The following is an 18543-nucleotide window of genomic DNA, read 5'->3' on the forward strand; positions in this document are numbered from 1 at the left end:
CCAACAGGCGCAGCGCGGGTAATCCGCGTTCTGACCGCTTCTTGTGCCGCCATGCCCATGCTGGGCGGGCAACCCGCACTGGAGCCGGTGGCCATAGAAGGCGACGAAGGCCTGAGCAACCTGTTTCGCTACACCGTCACGTTCAGCACGCCCGAGCAGGCGGGCTACAACGAGCGGCAGGCCGCCAACGTGGACATCAAGAAGTTGGTGGGCGAGACGCTCACGGTGCACATCGTGCTCGACGGGCGCTCCGGCGCGGACGGCGGCAAGCGCCACATCTCGGGCCTGGTCACGCGCGTGCGCTTCCTGCGCCTGGAAAACCGCCGCGCACTGTACGAAGGCGTGATCGAGCCCTGGCTCACGCTGGCCACGCGCACCAGCGACTACCGCATCTTTCAAAACAAGACCGTGCTCGACATCCTCGGCGAGGTGCTGTCCGACTACGACTTCGCCCATGAAGTAAAGGCCACCCGCAGCTACCCGGCGCGTGAGTTCCAGGTGCAGTACGGCGAGAGCGACTTCGACTTCGTCGCACGCCTGATGCACGAGTGGGGGCTGTACTACTACTTCGAGCATGCGGAGGACAGCCACAAGCTCGTGATAGTCGACGACATGTCCGTGCACCAGCCGTACACCAATGCGGGCTACCAGAAGGTCCCTTTCTACGGCGCCGACGACACCGTGCGCGAAGAACACTGCGACAGGTTCAATGCCTGCGAGACGCTGCAAAGCGGCCGCTGGGTCACGGACGATTTCGACTTCAAGCGACCGAAGGCGCGCCTGCAGCAGGTGAGTGCCATGCCGCGCAAGACAGCGCAAAGCAGCCAGGAGCGCTACGGCTGGCCGGGCGACTACGTGGTCGAGTCCGAGGGCGAGCAACTGGTGCGCACGCGCATGGAGGAAACCGGCAGCCAGGGCGAGCGTGCGAACGGCTCGGGCAACCTGCGTGCCGTGGTGCCGGGCTGCCTGATGTCGTTGGAGCGGCATCCGCAGAACGACTCCAACCGCGAATACCTCGTGACCAATGCGCACCTGCGGCTGCAGGACATCGGCGATGCCAGTGCGCAGCAGGAGTTCGAAAGCCGTGTCGACTTCGAGGTGATCCCAACGAGCAAGGTCTTTCGTGCACCTGCGCCCGAAGCGCCGCGCCCGCGCACCACGGGCCCGCAGACTGCCATCGTCACCGGCCCGGCGGGGCGCGAGATCTGGACCGACGAATACGGCCGCGTGAAGCTCAGCTTTCACTGGAACCGCTACTGCACCAAGGACGAGAACAGCTCGTGCTGGGTGCGCGTGTCGTCGCCCTGGGCCGGCACGAATTTCGGCGGCATCCAGATCCCCCGCATCGGGCAAGAGGTGATCGTCGACTTCGAGAACGGCGACCCCGACCGGCCCATCGTCACCGGCCGCGTCTACAACGCCGACAACATGCCGCCGTGGGACCTGCCCGCCAACGCAACGCAAAGCGGCCTGCTCACGCGCAGCTCCGAGGGTGCGACCGACGCCAATGCCAACGCACTGCGCTTCGAGGACAAGAAGGGCGAAGAGCAGCTGTGGCTGCACGCCGAGCGCAACCAGGACATCGAGGTCGAGAAAGACGAAACCCACTGGGTGGGCCACGACCGCACCAAGACCATCGACCACGACGAGACCGTGCATGTGAAGCACGACCGCACGGAAACGGTGGACCACGACGAAACCATCACGGTGCACAACAACCGCACCGAGACGGTCGATGGCAACGAGACCATCACCATTCACAAGAACCGCACGGAGACTGTGGACCACAACGAGACGATCTCGATAGGCGACAACCGCAAGGAGGATGTCGGCCTGAACGAGACGATCAAGATCGGTGTCAACCGCACCGAGACAGTGGGCAACAACGAGAAAGTGAAGATCGGCGTTAACCAGAACCTGACCGTTGGATCGAACAAGCAGGAAACCATCGGCCTCACGAGCCTCAAGAACGTAGGCATTGCGCAGATGACCAACATCGGCGCTGCCTACAACCTCAATGTGGGTGCCATGTGGATGAGCAACGTGGGCTTCATGCACATGCATCATGTGGGCGTCAAATCCTCGACCACCGTGGGCACAAGCTATTCGCTCGACGTAGGCAAGACGATCAAGACCTCCGCCGGAAGCACCATGGTCCATCACGCGGGCGACGAGCTGACGCTCGTCAGCGGAAAGTCATCCATCACGCTTCACAAGAACGGCACCATCACCATGCGGGGCGACAAGATCAAGATCGTTGGAGCTACTGTCGTTCATGTCGACGGCAACAAAGTGCACCTGAACAAGTAGTCGTCCGATCGCTGCGCCATGTCGATTGCTTTGATCAACGAGACACCCTACCCCGCCTTCGGCTTCGACACCGAGCTGTACGACGCGAGGGAATACCACAGTCTGGCCGTCAAGCTCAGTTTCGACCTGACCGAGCATGGCCTGCAGTTGCGCGAGGAACAATTGCCCTTGCAGATGACCGATGGCTATGTTGGTGAGCCGGGCAGTTCCAGCCTGCTGGCGCCCAGCGATCTCGTCCCGTATCGCGAGCGCACGGATGTCATCATCACCGGCGAAGCCGTTGCGCCTCATGGAGAACCTGCCAGCCGATGGCTGGCCGAGTTCCGTGTAGGTCAGCTCCACAAGGCACTGCAGATCACCGGCCTGCGCCACTGGCAGCACCGCGCCATTTCGGGTTGGGAGCTGACCCGCGTGGAGCCGGTGCGCAGCGTTCCGCTGCACTACGAGTACGCCTTTGGCGGCGAACAGCCGATCGAAGATCACGAGCAGCGGGATGTCTGGTGGCCCAATCCCGTCGGTCGAGGCTTTGTCGGGCGCCGAAAATGGAGCAAGGACCAAGTCCATCCCGCACCGCAGTTGCTCGCACTGAAAGAATCTCTCTCTGGTGCGCCGGGCCGTACTTACCGGACTGCCAGCTTCGGCCCTGTACCAGGAGACTGGGCTCCGCGCGTCGGACGCATCGGCACCACCGATGAGAACTGGCGCAAGAACGTGGCGCCGCACTTGCCCAAAGACTTCGACTTGCGCTACTTCAACTGTGCGCCAGATGACCAGCAGGCCGAGAGCTATCTACGCGGGAACGAAGAAGTGACCTTGACCGGTCTGTTCGAGGATGTGCGGCGTTTCAAGTTACCCAACTATGCGGTGACCGCTCTGACGGCAAACCACAACGGCGTGGTGCTCCCCCTGGAAATGGATCTGAGCACCGTGCACATCGACCTCGATGCAAGCACTGTCGCATTGACCTGGCATCTGACCACGCCCGCTGCTGACCTGAATCAGGTCAGCCTGAGTGTGATGGAGCGATAGGCAATGGGTGCACCCGAACAGGCCGAGAAACGGCGCGAGCATTTCGCCTTTGCCAAGGCCCCGGACTGGAAGTACACGCCACTCAAGCCCAACCGCGGCGTGCCGGTCCCGTACTGGACGATCGCCTACTTCGATCGCGCCCAGAAAACGGCGCCCAGCGCAGATGGGCGCGGCAATGAGTATTTCATCGCGCGCTCCCGCGCACCGGTCAGCAACGGCGGTGAGGCCGGGAAAGGCAAAGGTGTCCTGACTGGCGCCTACATGGACGAGTTTGAGCCCAAGGAATGGTCCGACACGCTGATCATCGAAGGCGATGGCGCGGTGTTCCAAGGGCACATGGGGACCATCAACAAGGGCAATGCGCCGGCGAAGGTCTATACCTCCATGAATCCGGACCAGGCCATTGCGGACAAGGCCTGCTGGGAAAAGCTCAAGACCAATATTTCGGCGCTGGGCATCACCTCCAAAAACCGGATGGCGGACGACACCACGGGATGCCTGAAGGACATGCTCTCGGGCGCGTGGGGCACGATCTCCGGGGACGTTTCCGCCGTCGGCGACATGCTCGGCAGCGTCTGGGGAGGCATAAAGGCCTTCTTCTCCGATCCACTGGGGTCCGTGGGCAGCGCCGTGGACGGCCTGAAACAGTTCGGGACACAGGCCTACGAAGCCGGCAAACAGGCGGCCGAAGTTCTCAAGGCCGTGTATGACGGCGATATCTCGATGGACGACCTGCTCGACTTCGCCGCCGACATGCTCCAGGACCAACTCTGCGAGATGGCCGACAAGATCGAGGAGATGGTCAAGCAAGGCAAGGGATGCGAAGCCGTCGGCGTTCTTGTCGGTCAGGCGACCGAGGCCGTCGTGATCGCGGCAGCTACGGCCGCCACCGGTGGAGCCGCGGGCGCCGCGGCGGCGGCCGGAAGCGGTGCCAAGTTCGCAAGGGCGACGGAGATGCTTGGTGAAGCCGGCGTCAAGGCAGGCGACGGCATCAAGGCAGCCATCCAGAAGCTCAAGGATCTGAAGCGAAAGCGCAAGGAGGCGCCGCACGGGGAAGGAGGGCCTCATCGGCCCAAGGAACCGCACACGACAGATTCGAGCACACCTGGCTATACGAACCCACCGCCCTGCCCTGTGTGCCCGCAAGTGGGCAACCCCGTCAATCCGGTGCAGGGCTGCAAGGTGCTGGCCGGGGAGCCGGACCTCGACTTCGAACTCCCGGGGCCGTTGCCGCTGCGCTGGCAGCGCACCTATGTGTCGAGCAACGGTCATGCGGGGTGGCTTGGCCAGGGCTGGACACTGCCGTTCGGCATCGCCATCGAATTGCGGCGGACCCCGCAAGGGGGCCGGCTGATCGTCATTGACGAATTCGGCCGTGAAATCATGTTCCCGGCGTTGCGCGAAGGGGCCAGCTACTACAACGAGTTCGAGCAGATCACCCTGACGGCGGTCGATGCGCAACGGCTCGAACTGGTCGACGCTGACGGCACCCAGCGCATGGAGTTCCGGCAACTGCCCGGAGCGGTCGGCGGACGAAAGCGCTACGCGCTTGAAGCTGTGCGGGACCGCAACGGCAACGCCGTGCGCATCAGCTATGGCGACCATGGGCTGCCCACCGGCGTCATGGACAGTGCCGGACGCACGCTGGCTCTGCGCTTCGAGAACCTGAGCGCACGGGACCGCAGCAATGCGCGCAACCCGATGTTCCGACTGACGCAGGTCGAGCAGATGGCTTCGGCAGGGTCGGGTGATGCAGGCATGGTGCTCGTGCGCTACGACTACAGTGCCGAGGGCGACTTGGTGCGCGTGACCAATGCGCTGGGCCACGCCGTGCGGGAGTTCCAATACCGTCATCACATGATGGTCTGGCAGAGCCAAGCGGAGGGCATGTGGTCGAGCTACGACTACGACATCGAGACCTCGCGCGGCCGCGTGTTGCGTTCGCAGAATGCGCTCGGCGAATGGCATGAGTTCGCGTACGGCCAGACGCAGACACGGGTGACGGATCATCTGGGCCGCGTCGAAGTCTACGAATTCAATGATCGCAAGGAGTGGACCGGAACCGTGGATGCCATGGGCGGCCGCACGGTCCGTGAACTCGACGCCTTCGGCAAGCTCATTGCCGTCGTCGACCCCGCAGGCCGGGTGACGCGCTACGGCTACGACGACAAGGGCCGCACCACCCGGGTGGAAGAGCCCGGTGGCACACCGTTGTCGCCGCAAGTCACGAGCGCGGTCTACGAGGAGGGCTCGGGGCAGCCAGCCTCCATCACTGATCCGACAGGGGCCACAGCCCGATTCCGGTATGACGCGCGAGGCAACCTGCTGGAGATGACCAACCCGCTCGGCCATGCCACCTCGTACACTTACGACACGCGCGGACTGCCCACCGAGGTGACCGATGCGCAAGGCAGGACGCGGCGGCTGGTCTATGACGCAGCCGGCCAGCTCGTGCGTCTCATCGACTGCTCGGGGCAGTCCACGCACTACAGCTACGACGCGCTGGGCCATCTGACCCGTATCACGGATGCGCTGGGCCACGTTATGCGCTACCGATACGACGCGCTGGGGCGGCTGTTGTCCATGCAGCAGCCCGACGGTTCGACCGAGATCTACGCGTACGACACGGCTGGCCGATTGGTCGCCCACACGGATCCGTTGGGCGCCCGCACCGAGTACACGCTCGCTCCCGACGGATTGCCGCTCGTTCGCCGCAATGCCCTGGGTGCGGAGGTGCGCTATGCGTACGATGCCGGACGGCGCCTGAGTGCGCTTCACAACGAGAACGGTGCGCGTTGCGATTTCCGCTACGACGCGCTAAACCGGCTCCTGGACGAGATCGGCTTCGATGGCCGCCACACGCGCTACCGCTACGACCCCGTGGGACTGTTGCTGGGCAAGCTCGAACTCGGATGCCTGAGCGCCACGCAGCGACTGGCGCAGCGCCTCAGCGGAGATCCAGAGGCTTCCACGCGCCAAGGCGTGCTGCCACCGCAGCGCACCACACCCACGTACGAGGACCCCTGGGGCCTGGGGCTGGCTGACGAGGTCGCGCCCGCCGGCCGGTTGCCGGGGCATGCCATCGTCACGACGTTCGTGCGTGATGCCGCCGGCCGACTGATCGAGAAGCAGGTCGCAGGACACGTATTGGACGCCGAAGGCCGCGCGCAGCCGCAGACAAGGCGCACGCGCTACGGCTACGACGAGGCCGGCCGCCTCGTCGACGCGGCCAACGATGCTGGCAGCAGGAGCACGCTGGCCTACGATGCGCTCGGCCAACTCACGCAAGAGGCCCGCGTTGGCCAAGGCATCGACAGCACGCTCGGCCATCGCTTCGACGCGCTCGGCCATCGCACCAGCACCACCTTGCCCCATGGCTCGAACATCGAATGGCTTTACTACGGCAGCGGCCATTTGCATCAGGTCAATATCGACGGGCAGGTGATCTGCGACATCGAGCGCGACGCACTGCACCGTGAGACCGGTCGCAGCCAGGGGCAGTTGCAAAGCGCCTACCGCTACGACCCGGCAGGCAGGCTGACGGCGCACACCGCGTGGATGCGCAAAGCGGGCGCGCGGCAGAGTCCCGGCGTTGGAGGGGGCGCGGCGGGCGTGCCCGATGATCTCGATCTCAGCGGCGCGACCGTACTGTCGCGCCACTACCGGTACGACGCGAGCGGCCAACTGCTGGAGATCGCCGACCGGCGCTGCGGTGGAGTCCGCTTCGGCTACGACCGCATAGGCCGCCTGCTTAGTGCCGACCAGGGTGACTCGAACGAGCGCTTCGCGTTCGATCCCGCGCACAACCTTTTGACCACCTCTTCCGCTCCTTCCGCGTCCGCCGGAGGATCGGTGGGATGGATCCGGGACAACCGGGTCGAAGTGTTCGAGGACAAGCGCTATCGCTACGACAGCCACGGCAACCTGATCGAAAAGAAGATCGGCAGGCACACCGTCATCAGGCTCTACTGGGACGTCGAGCACCAGCTCTCCGGCGCACATGTCACGAGGAATGGTGTCGCACAGGAAACCCAGTACGCCTACGACGCCTTCGGGCGTCGGATCCTCAAGCGGGACCGCTTCGGCAAGACCCTGTACACCTGGGACGGCAACCAGCTGCTGAGCGAGCAGCGTGGTGACATGCGCCGCGTGTATGTCTACGAGCCCGGCGGGATGGCTCCCCTGGCCATGCTGCATGGCCGCGAAATCCAACGCGCCCAAGGCCCGCGCGAGAGGCTTCCCATCGCGGCCAACGATGTCTCGGCAGATGACGAGTGGCAGCCGAGGAGGGCGAACTCGGTCTTTGTCGACCGAATGCTTGCCGCACAAAGGGCGCTCAGGGACAAGATCCAAAGTCCTGCCGGCGATGCCGGCACGGGGGCCGGCGCCGTCGAGCAGGGCGAGCTTGCCGGCGCCGCGGCGCCGCACTGGCATGTTCGGCACTACCAGAACGATCATCTCGGCACGCCGCGCGAGCTCACCGATGAAGAAGGCAGCGTCATCTGGAGCGCCAGCTACAGAGCCTGGGGCAACACGCTGCGCATGGAGGCCGCGCAGGCCGACGATGACTGGGAGCCTGGCACGCTACCTCAAGCTCAGCATGCCATCGAACAAAACCTGCGCTTCCAGGGACAGTACTTCGACACGGAGACGGGTCTCCACTACAGCCGGTTCAGATACTACGACCCGGATGTCGGGCGATTTGTCAGCCAGGATCCGATCGGTCTCGAGGGGGCGCAGAACCTTTACATGTATGCCCCCAACCCAACCGGGTGGATCGATCCGTTCGGCTTGGCGTGCCTGAAATGGAACCCCGGCGCCCGGCGATGGCAGAACCCCGCCGGGCGGTTCGTGCGGCTGCCGACACGCAACTTCCTTGACAAGGCCCTTAGCCTGCAAGGACTGAAATCGCCTCCTGCCAGCCTGAAGCAGTCATGGCTGGATGGGGGGTACAAGTACGAGGTCCGCGCCCATCCGGCCAATCCCGCGCACGGCAGCACAGGCAGCATCTATCGCGTGTCCCGTCAGATGCCGGGCCAGGGCACCGAGTACATGGACATTCATGGATGCTGGCATCATGAAAGCACCTTGAAGGAGTTCTTCAAGGGCGGCGCCAACAATCCGAACTTCAATTCGGCCGCCGCGGCGGACACGCACATACCTTTCTGATCATGGACTACAAGACCGACGAGCAGGCGCTGAATGCAGCCATCATGGCGCACCCATGGATGGACTTCTACTTGGTGAGCCTCGACGAAACCTGTGCGGTGGTCAGGGGCACGCTCGACATGAGTTGCGGCTACCAGCTGCAGATCGAATTCACCGACGTGGGCTACATCGACTGCCCGACCAGCTGGAAGACCGACACGGGCTCGGAGGTCTTTTCCAAGCTTCCACCCGAGGCACTGCCGGAAGATACGCGCAAGCGTTACTTCGATAACAACGGCGGTGATGTATTCCGCTTCGCAGTGGAGGGATTTCATGGCCCTTGGTTCGCGCACGTTGTAGCCAGGGAGATGCGATTCCTGAACTCCGAGGGTCAGGTGTATCTGCCTTGGTAGACAGTAGCCCCCACCTCCACTTGCGAAGATGACTTCACACAGGGATGATTTCTCAAAGGAGACCGTCGATATCCTCAAGGACCGCGCCCACGACATTTGCTCGAATCCGAGCGGCCGCCGCTTGACGCTGGACCAGCGTAACGGCGATCGCTTTCATGGGGCGTCATTTCTCCGTGCCAGAGGGAATGGTCGAAAGACCGGTTCTGGCCGGATTCTGTCTGACGCTCAAATCTCTCGTAGCTGCTCGGCAAGCACAACAAAGCAGCTGCTACCTGCAATGGACTCTACGCCCCAGGGCCGCGCTGTCGCAACACGGAAGACCGAGCGCCCGTCCGCATCAAGCCACTCTGACTCGGCTTCATATGCGATAACGCCTGGTGCTGGAAGCGACTCGATGCCGATCTCAGTCACGCTCACGACCGGCTCCTTCTCCACGAAACAGTGCCTCTGACCCATCGCATCGATCAAGAGGCATTCCACGAAGGGCGGGTATCCGCTGTCATCAACAACTTTGGAGATCCCAACGACGATGGCGTTCATGGAATGTCATTTCTCCGTGCCAGAGGTGATAGTTGAACGACCGGTTTTTGGCCGACTGTAGTCTGCCGGCGCTGTTGATTGCCGCCGAAAACTGACCCAGTGGGGATGCGGACAAAAACTTGGACTACCAGGAGGTAGTTCATGTATTCATACGAAGACAGGATTCGAGCGGTCGAGCTGTATATCAAGCTCGGCAAACGCGTCAGGGCGACCATTCGTCAGCTGGGTTATCCAACCAAGAATGCCCTGAAGGGCTGGCACCGCGAATACGAGCAGCGGCTCGATTTGCCTGTGGGCTATGCGGGCCGAGTCCCCAAGTACTCGCAGGCGCAGAAGGAGGCGGCTGTCGAGCACTACATCACTCACGATCGCTGCATTGCCGCAACGATGAGAGCCTTGGGCTATCCGGGTCGTGGGACGTTGACCGCATGGGTTCGCGAGGCGCTGCCTGAGGCCAGGAAAGCCATGGTTGGGAGGGCTGCTCGCCCAAGGTATCCCGAGGCGTTGAAGCAGGCCGGAGTCATCGGGCTTTGCAGTCGACAAGAAAATGCGCAGGCGGTGGCTGAAAGGCTGGGCGTGTGCAGGCCAACGCTGTACAACTGGAAAAACCAGCTACTCGGCCCGGAGGCTGCCGCATCCATGAAACGCAAGAACAACTCACCGCCAGTACCAGAACTGGCAGAGCTGGAGCGACAACTCGAATCGCTGCAGCGTGACATCCGGCATCTGCAACTCGAGCGCGACCTTTTGAAGAAGGCCAATGAAATAGTAAAAAAAGGCCTGGGCGTCGATCTGCAACTCCTGACCAACCGGGAGAAGACATTGGTGGTTGACGCCCTCAAAGAGCTCTATGCCCTGCCAGAGCTCCTTGCTCAGTTGGATCTGGCGCGCAGTTCGTACTTCTACCATCGAGCCCGTGTGAAGGTGGCAGACAAATACCTCGCTGTGCGTCGCAGCATTACCGATATCTTCGAGATGAATCACCGCTGCTACGGCTACCGCAGGCTGCAGGCTTCGCTGACAAGGCAGTGCGTCACCATCTCTGAGAAGGTTGTGCAGCGGTTGATGAAACAGGAGAGCCTGGTCGTCTCCAAGCCGAAGCGGCGTCGGTACGGCTCCTATCTGGGGGAGATCAGTCCAGCGCCCGAGAACCTCATCAATCGCGACTTCCACGCCGCAGCGCCGAATGAGAAGTGGCTCACCGACATCACCGAGTTCCAGATCCCGGCCGGCAAGGTGTATCTCTCGCCCGTCATCGACTGCTTCGATGGCCTGGTCATCAGCTGGTCCATTGGGACGCATCCAGACGCTGAGCTCGTCAACACGATGCTGGACGCAGCCATCGAGACGGTGGTCGATACCAACGACCGGCCCGTTGTCCACTCAGATCGCGGCGCCCACTATCGCTGGCCAGGCTGGCTGTCGCGTATCGGAGAAGCGAAGCTCATCCGCTCGATGTCCCGCAAAGGGTGCTCGCCTGACAACGCGGCGTGCGAAGGCTTCTTCGGCCGGCTCAAAACGGAAATGTTCTACCCTCGGGACTGGAAGGCCACGACCATTGAGCAGTTCATCGAGGTAGTTGATTCCTACATCCGTTGGTACAACGAGAAGCGGATCAAGATCTCCCTTGGCTCTCGCAGCCCCATCGAATACCGACAAAGTCTCGGACTCTCGACATAAAACCAGTCCAAGTTTTTATCCGCACCCCCAGTTAGATCAGTAATTTCCGTCTAAGACTGACCCACGTAAAACTCTACCCTGCTGATTTTTAAAGCAGGGGATCCTAGGAGTGATAGACGTGGCGACATTGAGTGTCATCAGACGCTGGGCCCTGCGTGAGCAGATGTCCATTCGCGAGATAGCCAGGCGTACAGGCCTGTCTCGCAACACCGTAAAGAAGTACCTGCGAGCCGGCGAAGAAATGCCGCGCTACGCCAAGCGAACGAGCTCGAGCAAGCTCGATCCCTATGCCGAGAAGCTCACGACATGGCTCGCGATCGAGGCCACCAAATCGCGGAAACAGCGGCGCAATCTGCGGCAGATCCACACACGCCGACCCTGCGCAGCAGCGACAGGACGTCTGGCTGGGGGACAGTTTTTGAGAGTGCTGCAGGGTGAACTTCGGGGGAGCCTGACCTGATACCTGTCAGGCAGCGCGGTCATACCTTGCTCAGTTCTAAACAAAAACCGCTTGGCTACATCTGATGCTCTTGTTGTTCGGAAACTCCAGCCCCGCGTTCTGGAGCGCCGAACGCACCCGTTCGCGCGCCTCCTTGACCTCGGTTTCCACCAGCCCGACCAGCGTGAAGCTGGGTAAACCGTTCGCCAGATGCACCTCGACAGTGACACTGGCCGCTTCCAGGCCCAGCAAGGCGCGGCTCTGCACCAAAGACAACCCCATTCTTCTCCATCTCCCCAAGATGGTGCACCTATCTTCGACATGTCCGCGGTGGTGCGGCGCACCGGATATCTGCAACCACTCGCAACAGACGTTGTAACGATTTGGCTCTCAACCAATGCGGGGGCGGGGGTGGTTATGACCGGTATTTGTGCAGTTTGGCACGCTCCCTGCTTTGAGCCTCACAGGTCCAACAACACACTTGCGAGGAGTTCCCTGATGACGCACCGTACCGCCGCCCAGGCGCTGATCGTTCTGGCCGCTGCATTGACCGCTTCGGGCGCAGCCCTGGCGCAAACAGCAACGACGGATGCCGCAGCAGCACCGGCAGCCGCTCCCGCCCCGAATCTCACGGGCAACGTGTCCATCACCACGAACTACAAGTTCCGTGGCCAGGACCAGGACATGATCGGCAAGAACGACTACGCCAAGACCAAGGGCTTCAAGCCCGCCATTCAAGGCGGCCTGGACTACGCCTTCGGCGACAGCGGCTTCTACGTGGGCAACTGGAACTCCAGCGTCAACTGGCTCAAGGGCAACAGCATCGAGATGGACGTGTACGGCGGCTACAAGTTCAAGGCCGGCCCGCTGGACATGGACGTCGGTGCGCTCACCTACATCTACCCGGGCAACTCCGCGGGCAACACCACCGAGCTGTACGTTGCGGGCACCTACGCCAACGAAACCCTCGGTTCGTTCACCGCCAAGTACTCGCACACCGTGTCGAAGGACTACTTCGGCTACGCGGGCAACAAGGCCGGCTCGGGCCTGAAGGGCACCAACACCGGCTACCTGAACCTGTCGTACAGCAAGGAAATCGTGCCCAAGGTCACGCTGAAGGCGGCGGTGGGCTACACGAACATGTCCAGCGACATCCGCAGCCTGGGCTACAAGAGCTATGTCGACTACAACGTCGGCGCGAGCTACGACTTCGGCAACGGCCTGTCGCTGACCGGCTCGGTGCAGGGCGCCAACAAGAAGAGCTCGTACCTGGCAGTGGCCAACCCGGGCGTCGACCTCGGCTTCGGCACCTTCGGCCAGACGACCTACTCGCCGAACAAGGCGCGCTTCATCCTCACGCTGACGAAGACGCTGTAATCCATACAACAACGAGGTGCGGCCCAAGCTGCCGCGCCATTCCATTTCCATCCGAAGGAGAAAACTCATGAAGCTGGTCACAGCCATCATCAAACCGTTCAAGCTCGATGAGGTGCGCGAAGCACTGTCGGCCATCGGCGTGCAGGGGATTACCGTCACTGAGGTCAAGGGCTTCGGTCGCCAGAAGGGGCACACCGAGCTCTACCGCGGCGCGGAGTACGTGGTCGACTTCCTGCCCAAGGTCAAGATCGAAGCGGCCGTCTCCGACGACCTGGTCGATCGCGTGATCGAGGCTGTCGAAGGCGCGGCACGCACCGGCAAGATCGGCGACGGCAAGATTTTTGTCTACAACCTCGAACAAGTCGTGCGCATCCGCACCGGCGAAACGGGCCGCGAAGCCCTCTGATCGAGTCCAGGCCCGAAAGAACAACGATTATGAAAAAACTGCTTGTCTCTCTTGCGCTCGGCTTGAGCGTGTTGGCTGCCGGTACTGCCGGCTTCGCGCAAACCCCCGCTGCGGCCACGGCCGAAGCACCGGCCGCGTCGGCATCGGCCCCCGCTGCCGCGCCTGCAGCCGCAGCAGCTCCGGCCGCTGCCGCCGACGCAGCTCCCGCGGCGCCCGCCGCCGCACCCGCTCCGAAGATCGACTCCGGCGACACCGCCTGGATGCTGACTTCGACGCTTCTCGTGATCCTGATGACCATCCCCGGCCTCGCGCTGTTCTACGGTGGCCTGGGCCGCTCGAAGAACATGCTGTCGGTGCTGATGCAGGTCTTCGTGATCTTCTCGCTGATCAGCATCCTGTGGGCCATCTACGGCTACAGCCTGGCCTTCTCCGGTGACGGCAACTTCTTCGGAGGATTCGACAAGATCTTCATGAAGGGCATCACGCAGGAGACCTTCGGCGCGCTGACCACGATTCCCGAATATGTGTTCGTCGCCTTCCAGGGCACTTTCGCGGCCATCACCGTGGCGCTGATCGTCGGCGCGTTCGCAGAGCGTGCCAAGTTCTCGGCCGTGCTGCTGTTCTCGGTGCTGTGGTTCACCTTCAGCTACGTGCCGATCGCCCACATCGTGTGGGGCGGCGGCCTGCTGGGCAAGGACGGCGCACTCGACTTCGCTGGCGGCACCGTGGTGCACATCAACGCCGGTGTGGCCGGCCTGGTCGGCGCCTACATGGTCGGCAAGCGCGTCGGCTACGGCAAGGAAGCGTTCACGCCTCACTCGCTCACGCTCACCATGGTCGGCGCTTCGCTGCTGTGGGTCGGCTGGTTCGGCTTCAACGCCGGCTCGGCTGGTGCTGCCAACGCCGTCGCCGGCCTGGCCTTCATCAACACGGTGCTCGCCACCGCTGCCGCGGCCCTGTCGTGGATCCTGGGTGAAAGCCTGCACAAGGGCAAGGCCTCGATGCTGGGCGCTGCGTCCGGCGCCGTTGCCGGCCTCGTGGCTGTCACGCCTGCCGCCGGTTTCATCGGCCCGATGGGTTCGATCGTGCTGGGCCTGCTGGCCGGCCTGGTCTGCCTGTGGGGCGTGGGCGGCTTGAAGCGCATGCTCGGTGCCGACGACGCGTTCGACGTGTTCGGCGTGCACGGCGTGGGCGGTATCCTGGGTGCCATCCTGACCGGTGTGTTCGCGGCCAAGGGCCTCGGCGGCACCGGCGGCGCAACGCCCGACACCTTCGCGATGGGCGCACAGGTCTGGATCCAGATCAAGAGCGTGGCGCTCACCGTCGTGTGGTCCGGCGTGGTTGCCTTCATCGCCTACAAGATCGCCGACCTGACCCTCGGCCTGCGTGTGTCGGAAGAGGAAGAGCGCGAAGGCCTCGACATCTCGTCGCACGGCGAAACGGCTTACAACCGCTGATCTGCTCTGGCCGGGTTGCCTTCGGGCAGCCCCGCCACTGAAACGACCACCACCACCTTTTACAAGAACAATTCTTCGTAACGAGTTTTTCAAGCGAGGTCTCCTTTGGATGTTCAGCCCGCAAGCGCTCCGGCGCCAGCGGGCTTTTTTTTGCCCTTTGCCGCGATGGCTGGGGGCACAATCGCGACACCATGTGGACCTCCCTCGAAGACAGCCTCTGCGAACTCGGCGAGTCGCCGTTCTGGCATCCCCAGGAGCGCTCGCTCTATTGGCTCGACATTCCCGGCCGCGCCGTGCTGCGCACCCGCGGCGACATCGGCTCTCCAGATGCGAAGGTCGAGCGATGGCCGCTGTCCACGGAGCCTGGCTGCATGGCGCCCGCGCGCAGCGGCGGCCTCGTGATTGCGCTGCGCGACGGCATCTACCGCGCGCGCGAGTGGGGCGGTGAACTGGTCGCGATGGCGCGCGTGGAGCACGACGTGCGCACCATGCGCTTCAACGACGGCAAGTGCGATGCGCTCGGCCGCTTCTGGGGCGGTTCGCTCAACGAAGCCAAGGACCGCGCCAATGCCGCGCTCTATTGCCTCGATGCACGCCCTGACACCGGCGTCTCGCCCACGCTGACGCAGATGGCCAACGAGTCCACCACCGCCAACGGCCTCGCTTTCTCGCCCGATGCCCGCACCCTCTACTGGGCCGACACCGCCGCGCACGTGGTGTGCGCGTGGGACTGGGACGCCGAGGGCAACTCGCTCTCGCACGCCCGCGTGTTCCACCAGTTCGACGCCAAGCCTGAGGGCTGGACGCCCGAAGCACCGATGGGCTACCAAGGCCGCCCCGACGGCGCCACCATCGACGCGCAAGGCCACTACTGGGTTGCCATGTTCGAAGGCGCGCAGCTGCTGCGCTTTGCACCTTCGGGCGAAATCGTGGCCTCTGTTCCCGTGCCTGTTCAATGCCCGACCATGCCCTGCTTCGGCGGCGATGACCTGAAGACGTTGTTCGTCACCAGCGGCCGCAAGGGTCGGCCTGCCGCCGAGATCGAGCGACTTCCCGCCTCGGGCACGGTGATTTCCATGCGGGTCGATACGCCTGGGTTGCCGGTCAGCTTCTTCGAGGACCAGGGTGAGTTGTGACGTGGTTTGTTCAGGGCGCGCGATCACGCCGACGGGGGACATTCGCGCAGGGGAGTACCCGGTGTCATTCGCATGCGCCCTGAACAAAAGCACAAGAACCGCATGGCCCTGCAACACATCCCGCCCATCCAGTGCCTGCTGACCTTCGAGGCAGTGGCCCGGCTGCGTCACGCGGGCCGCGCAGCCGATGAGTTGTGCGTCACGCCCAGTGCGGTGAGCCACCGCATCCGGCAGCTCGAATCGCACATCGGCTTCAAGCTCTTCGGCCGCAGCGACTTCAGCCTCACGGCCGACGGTGCAGCCTACCTCGCGAACGTGCGCACGGGGCTCGCTGCGCTGCAGGCCACGCCGCTCGGCGCCAACGCAGCCCAACGCGCCACGCGCCTGCGCATCGCCGTCACGCCGACCTTCAGCCGCCAGTTCCTCATGCCGAGGCTGGAGCTGTTCCGCAACATCTATCCAGACATCGAACTGGTGCTGCAGGTGTCGATCCCGCTGCTCGACGTCACGGCCGAGCAGGCTGACCTCGAAGTGCGCTACGGCCCCGGCGGGTACGCCGACTGCGAGCACCGGCTCCTGCTCGAGGAGCAGGTCGTGCCCGCCTGCAGCCCGAGCTACCTCAACGAGTTCGGCCCCTTCACCGGTTTTCGCACTGCGGCGGAGATTGCCAGCGCACGGCTGATCCGCAGCCCGCTCGAACCCTGGGGCACCTGGTTCGCGAGCTGCGGGCTCGACCAGCCCGAGCCGAACATCGGCTCGCAGTTCAACGACCTGGGGCTTGTGTACGACGCCGCGGCCAGCGGCTTCGGCGTGGCGCTGGTACGGCAGAAGATGGGCGCGGCGTGGTTCGAATCGGGTCGGCTGGTGGCGCTGTCCGACCAGGCTGTGCTGTCGCCGCACCGGCACTACATCTGCTGGCAGCCGGGCACGCTCGAGCGCTGGGAATGCGCGGCCTTTGCCGACTGGCTCGAACAGAGCCTGCGCTGAACCCGCGAAGTTCTTTCAAGCGCCCGGCAAAAATCCATCAACCCGGGCCTGCCGCAATGTCCGTAGAGTGCGGGTAGAACCGAGACATTCCGCGAGCAGAAGAAAAGAGGTCGCCGCATGAACGCGCCGCTCACCCCCACGCAAAACGATTCACTACAGAAAACAGAGCGCCAGTCCCAGGTAGTGCGAGCGCTGCAGGCTCATCTGCCGGCCCACGCCCTGATCTGGCACGCAGAAGACACCACCCCCTACGAGTGCGACGGCCTCACCGCCTACCGCGCCCGCCCGCTCGTGGTGGCCCTGCCCGAAACCGAGGCGCAGGTGGCCGCCGTGCTCAAGACCTGCCATCAGCTCGGCGTGCCCGTGGTGGCGCGCGGGGCGGGTACCGGGCTCTCGGGCGGCGCCATGCCGCACACCATGGGCGTGACCATGTCGCTCGCCAAGTTCAACCGCATCCTGAAGATCGATCCGGTCAGCCGCACGGCCATCGTGCAGTGCGGCGTGCGCAACCTGGCCATCAGCGAGGCGGCCGCGCCTTTCAACCTCTACTACGCGCCCGATCCGTCGAGCCAGATCGCCTGCACCATCGGCGGCAACGTGGCCGAGAACTCGGGCGGCGTGCATTGCCTGAAGTACGGCCTGACGCTGCACAACGTGCTGCGCGTGCGCGGCTTCACCGCCGAAGGCGAGCCCATCGAGTTCGGCGGCGAGGCGCTCGACGCGCCGGGGCTCGACCTGCTCGCGCTCGTCATCGGCAGCGAAGGCATGCTGGCCGTGACCACCGAAGTCACCGTCAAGCTCGTGCCCAAGCCGCAGCTCGCGCGCTGCATCATGGCCAGCTTCGACGACGTGCGCAAAGCCGGCGACGCAGTGGCCGCGGTGATCGCGGCCGGCATCATCCCCGCGGGGCTGGAGATGATGGACAAGCCCATGACCGCCGCCGTCGAAGACTTCGTGCGCGCCGGCTACGACCTCGATGCCGCCGCCATCCTGCTGTGCGAATCCGACGGCACGCCCGAGGAAGTGGAAGAAGAAATCGGCCGCATGACCGCCGTGCTGCGTGGCTGCGGCGCGACCGCCATCGCGGTGAGCAGCAGCGAAGAAGAGCGCATGAAGTTCTGGAGCGGGCGCAAGAACGCGTTCCCCGCCTCGGGCCGCATCAGCCCCGACTACATGTGCCTCGACTCGACCATTCCGCGCAAGCGCCTGGCCGACATCCTGCTGGCCATCCAGGAGATGGAGAAGAAATACAACCTGCGCTGCTGCAACGTGTTCCACGCGGGCGACGGCAACCTGCATCCGCTGGTGCTGTTCGACGCCAACGACCCCGACGAGCTGCACCGCTGCGAGCTGTTCGGCGCCGACATCCTGGAGACCAGCGTCGCGATGGGCGGCACCGTCTCGGGCGAGCATGGCGTGGGCGTGGAAAAGCTCAACAGCATGTGCGTGCAGTTCACCGCCGCGGAGAACGAGCAGATGTTCGGCGTCAAGCGCGCCTTCGATCCCGAGGGCATGCTGAACCCCGGCAAGGTGATTCCCACGCTGCAGCGCTGCGCCGAGTACGGCAAGCAGGTGGTGCGTGGGGGCAAGCTGCAGCATCCGGATCTGCCGAGGTTCTGAT

At 63.8% G+C, this 18543-nt stretch carries 12 protein-coding genes and 2 pseudogenes; 12 read left to right on the plus strand and 2 right to left on the minus strand.

Annotated features, from left to right (window positions below):
- Window positions 1-51: 51 nt before the first annotated feature.
- From ACTG4X_RS02270 to ACTG4X_RS02285, 4 genes are read left to right on the plus strand one after another with little or no spacing between them, the layout of a single operon-like run.
- On the plus strand, window positions 52-2310 hold the full coding sequence (locus ACTG4X_RS02270) for a type VI secretion system Vgr family protein (RefSeq protein ID WP_097197406.1): 2259 nt from the start codon (window positions 52-54) through the stop codon (window positions 2308-2310).
- Between the two features lie 18 nt (window positions 2311-2328).
- Window positions 2329-3339 (plus strand): DUF2169 family type VI secretion system accessory protein, encoded by a 1011-nt coding sequence (locus tag ACTG4X_RS02275; RefSeq protein ID WP_097197405.1) that lies wholly within the window; start codon window positions 2329-2331, stop codon window positions 3337-3339.
- A gap of 3 nt (window positions 3340-3342) precedes the next feature.
- The gene (locus ACTG4X_RS02280; RefSeq protein WP_440533154.1) at window positions 3343-8508 is read left to right on the plus strand and encodes an RHS repeat-associated core domain-containing protein; all 5166 of its coding nucleotides are present in this window, start codon (window positions 3343-3345) and stop codon (window positions 8506-8508) included.
- A 2-nt stretch (window positions 8509-8510) separates the two neighbouring features.
- Window positions 8511-8900: a hypothetical protein gene (locus ACTG4X_RS02285; RefSeq protein WP_097197403.1), complete on the plus strand. Its 390-nt coding sequence runs from the start codon at window positions 8511-8513 to the stop codon at window positions 8898-8900.
- Between the two features lie 225 nt (window positions 8901-9125).
- On the opposite strand, the gene ACTG4X_RS02290 is transcribed toward ACTG4X_RS02285, so the two are convergent.
- Complete coding sequence (locus tag ACTG4X_RS02290) at window positions 9126-9440, minus strand: hypothetical protein (RefSeq protein ID WP_097197402.1); 315 nt, start codon at window positions 9438-9440, stop codon at window positions 9126-9128.
- 141 nt (window positions 9441-9581) lie between these two features.
- Between ACTG4X_RS02290 and ACTG4X_RS02295 the strand changes: the two genes are divergently transcribed.
- Both ACTG4X_RS02295 and ACTG4X_RS02300 read left to right on the plus strand, forming a co-directional pair.
- Window positions 9582-11120 carry an IS3 family transposase gene (locus ACTG4X_RS02295; RefSeq protein WP_097197408.1) on the plus strand — a complete coding sequence of 513 codons (1539 nt, stop codon included), beginning with the start codon at window positions 9582-9584 and terminating at the stop codon, window positions 11118-11120.
- 109 nt (window positions 11121-11229) lie between these two features.
- Window positions 11230-11487: pseudogene (locus ACTG4X_RS02300) on the plus strand (helix-turn-helix domain-containing protein); the annotation flags it as partial.
- Between the two features lie 141 nt (window positions 11488-11628).
- Here the strand turns inward: ACTG4X_RS02300 and ACTG4X_RS02305 are convergent.
- Window positions 11629-11841 (minus strand): annotated as a pseudogene (locus tag ACTG4X_RS02305) (magnesium chelatase domain-containing protein); the annotation flags it as partial.
- Window positions 11842-12057: 216 nt separating this feature from the next.
- Between ACTG4X_RS02305 and ACTG4X_RS02310 the strand changes: the two are divergent.
- The 6 genes from ACTG4X_RS02310 (at window position 12058) to ACTG4X_RS02335 (ending at window position 18542) form a co-directional block, all read left to right on the plus strand.
- Window positions 12058-12936 carry a TorF family putative porin gene (locus ACTG4X_RS02310; RefSeq protein ID WP_097197401.1) on the plus strand — a complete coding sequence of 293 codons (879 nt, stop codon included), beginning with the start codon at window positions 12058-12060 and terminating at the stop codon, window positions 12934-12936.
- A gap of 67 nt (window positions 12937-13003) precedes the next feature.
- Window positions 13004-13342 carry a P-II family nitrogen regulator gene (glnK, locus tag ACTG4X_RS02315; RefSeq protein WP_007833403.1) on the plus strand — a complete coding sequence of 113 codons (339 nt, stop codon included), beginning with the start codon at window positions 13004-13006 and terminating at the stop codon, window positions 13340-13342.
- 29 nt (window positions 13343-13371) lie between these two features.
- Window positions 13372-14799 (plus strand): ammonium transporter, encoded by a 1428-nt coding sequence (locus tag ACTG4X_RS02320; protein ID WP_093053241.1) that lies wholly within the window; start codon window positions 13372-13374, stop codon window positions 14797-14799.
- A gap of 191 nt (window positions 14800-14990) precedes the next feature.
- Window positions 14991-15935 (plus strand): SMP-30/gluconolactonase/LRE family protein, encoded by a 945-nt coding sequence (locus tag ACTG4X_RS02325; RefSeq protein ID WP_097197400.1) that lies wholly within the window; start codon window positions 14991-14993, stop codon window positions 15933-15935.
- Between the two features lie 102 nt (window positions 15936-16037).
- On the plus strand, window positions 16038-16922 hold the full coding sequence (locus ACTG4X_RS02330; protein WP_093053249.1) for a LysR substrate-binding domain-containing protein: 885 nt from the start codon (window positions 16038-16040) through the stop codon (window positions 16920-16922).
- Between the two features lie 117 nt (window positions 16923-17039).
- Entirely contained in the window at window positions 17040-18542 is a 1503-nt protein-coding gene (locus tag ACTG4X_RS02335) for an FAD-linked oxidase C-terminal domain-containing protein (protein WP_093175623.1), read from the plus strand.
- Window position 18543: the final 1 nt, after the last annotated feature.

The organism is Variovorax sp. YR566, assembly GCF_051992195.1.
GTDB lineage: Bacteria > Pseudomonadota > Gammaproteobacteria > Burkholderiales > Burkholderiaceae_C > Variovorax.

What these genes read in the sequence shown, in the direction of transcription:
- ACTG4X_RS02285 (WP_097197403.1), top strand. Translation starts at nt 8,511, where the DNA reads ATGGACTACAAGACCGACGAGCAGGCGCTGAATGCAGCCATCATGGCG.
- glnK (WP_007833403.1), top strand. Translation starts at nt 13,004, where the DNA reads ATGAAGCTGGTCACAGCCATCATCAAACCGTTCAAGCTCGATGAGGTG.
- ACTG4X_RS02310 (WP_097197401.1), top strand. Translation starts at nt 12,058, where the DNA reads ATGACGCACCGTACCGCCGCCCAGGCGCTGATCGTTCTGGCCGCTGCA.
- ACTG4X_RS02280 (WP_440533154.1), top strand. Translation starts at nt 3,343, where the DNA reads ATGGGTGCACCCGAACAGGCCGAGAAACGGCGCGAGCATTTCGCCTTT.
- ACTG4X_RS02335 (WP_093175623.1), top strand. Translation starts at nt 17,040, where the DNA reads ATGAACGCGCCGCTCACCCCCACGCAAAACGATTCACTACAGAAAACA.
- ACTG4X_RS02320 (WP_093053241.1), top strand. Translation starts at nt 13,372, where the DNA reads ATGAAAAAACTGCTTGTCTCTCTTGCGCTCGGCTTGAGCGTGTTGGCT.
- ACTG4X_RS02295 (WP_097197408.1), top strand. Translation starts at nt 9,582, where the DNA reads ATGTATTCATACGAAGACAGGATTCGAGCGGTCGAGCTGTATATCAAG.
- ACTG4X_RS02325 (WP_097197400.1), top strand. Translation starts at nt 14,991, where the DNA reads ATGTGGACCTCCCTCGAAGACAGCCTCTGCGAACTCGGCGAGTCGCCG.
- ACTG4X_RS02290 (WP_097197402.1), bottom strand. Translation starts at nt 9,440, where the DNA reads ATGAACGCCATCGTCGTTGGGATCTCCAAAGTTGTTGATGACAGCGGA.
- ACTG4X_RS02330 (WP_093053249.1), top strand. Translation starts at nt 16,038, where the DNA reads ATGGCCCTGCAACACATCCCGCCCATCCAGTGCCTGCTGACCTTCGAG.
- ACTG4X_RS02275 (WP_097197405.1), top strand. Translation starts at nt 2,329, where the DNA reads ATGTCGATTGCTTTGATCAACGAGACACCCTACCCCGCCTTCGGCTTC.
- ACTG4X_RS02270 (WP_097197406.1), top strand. Translation starts at nt 52, where the DNA reads ATGCCCATGCTGGGCGGGCAACCCGCACTGGAGCCGGTGGCCATAGAA.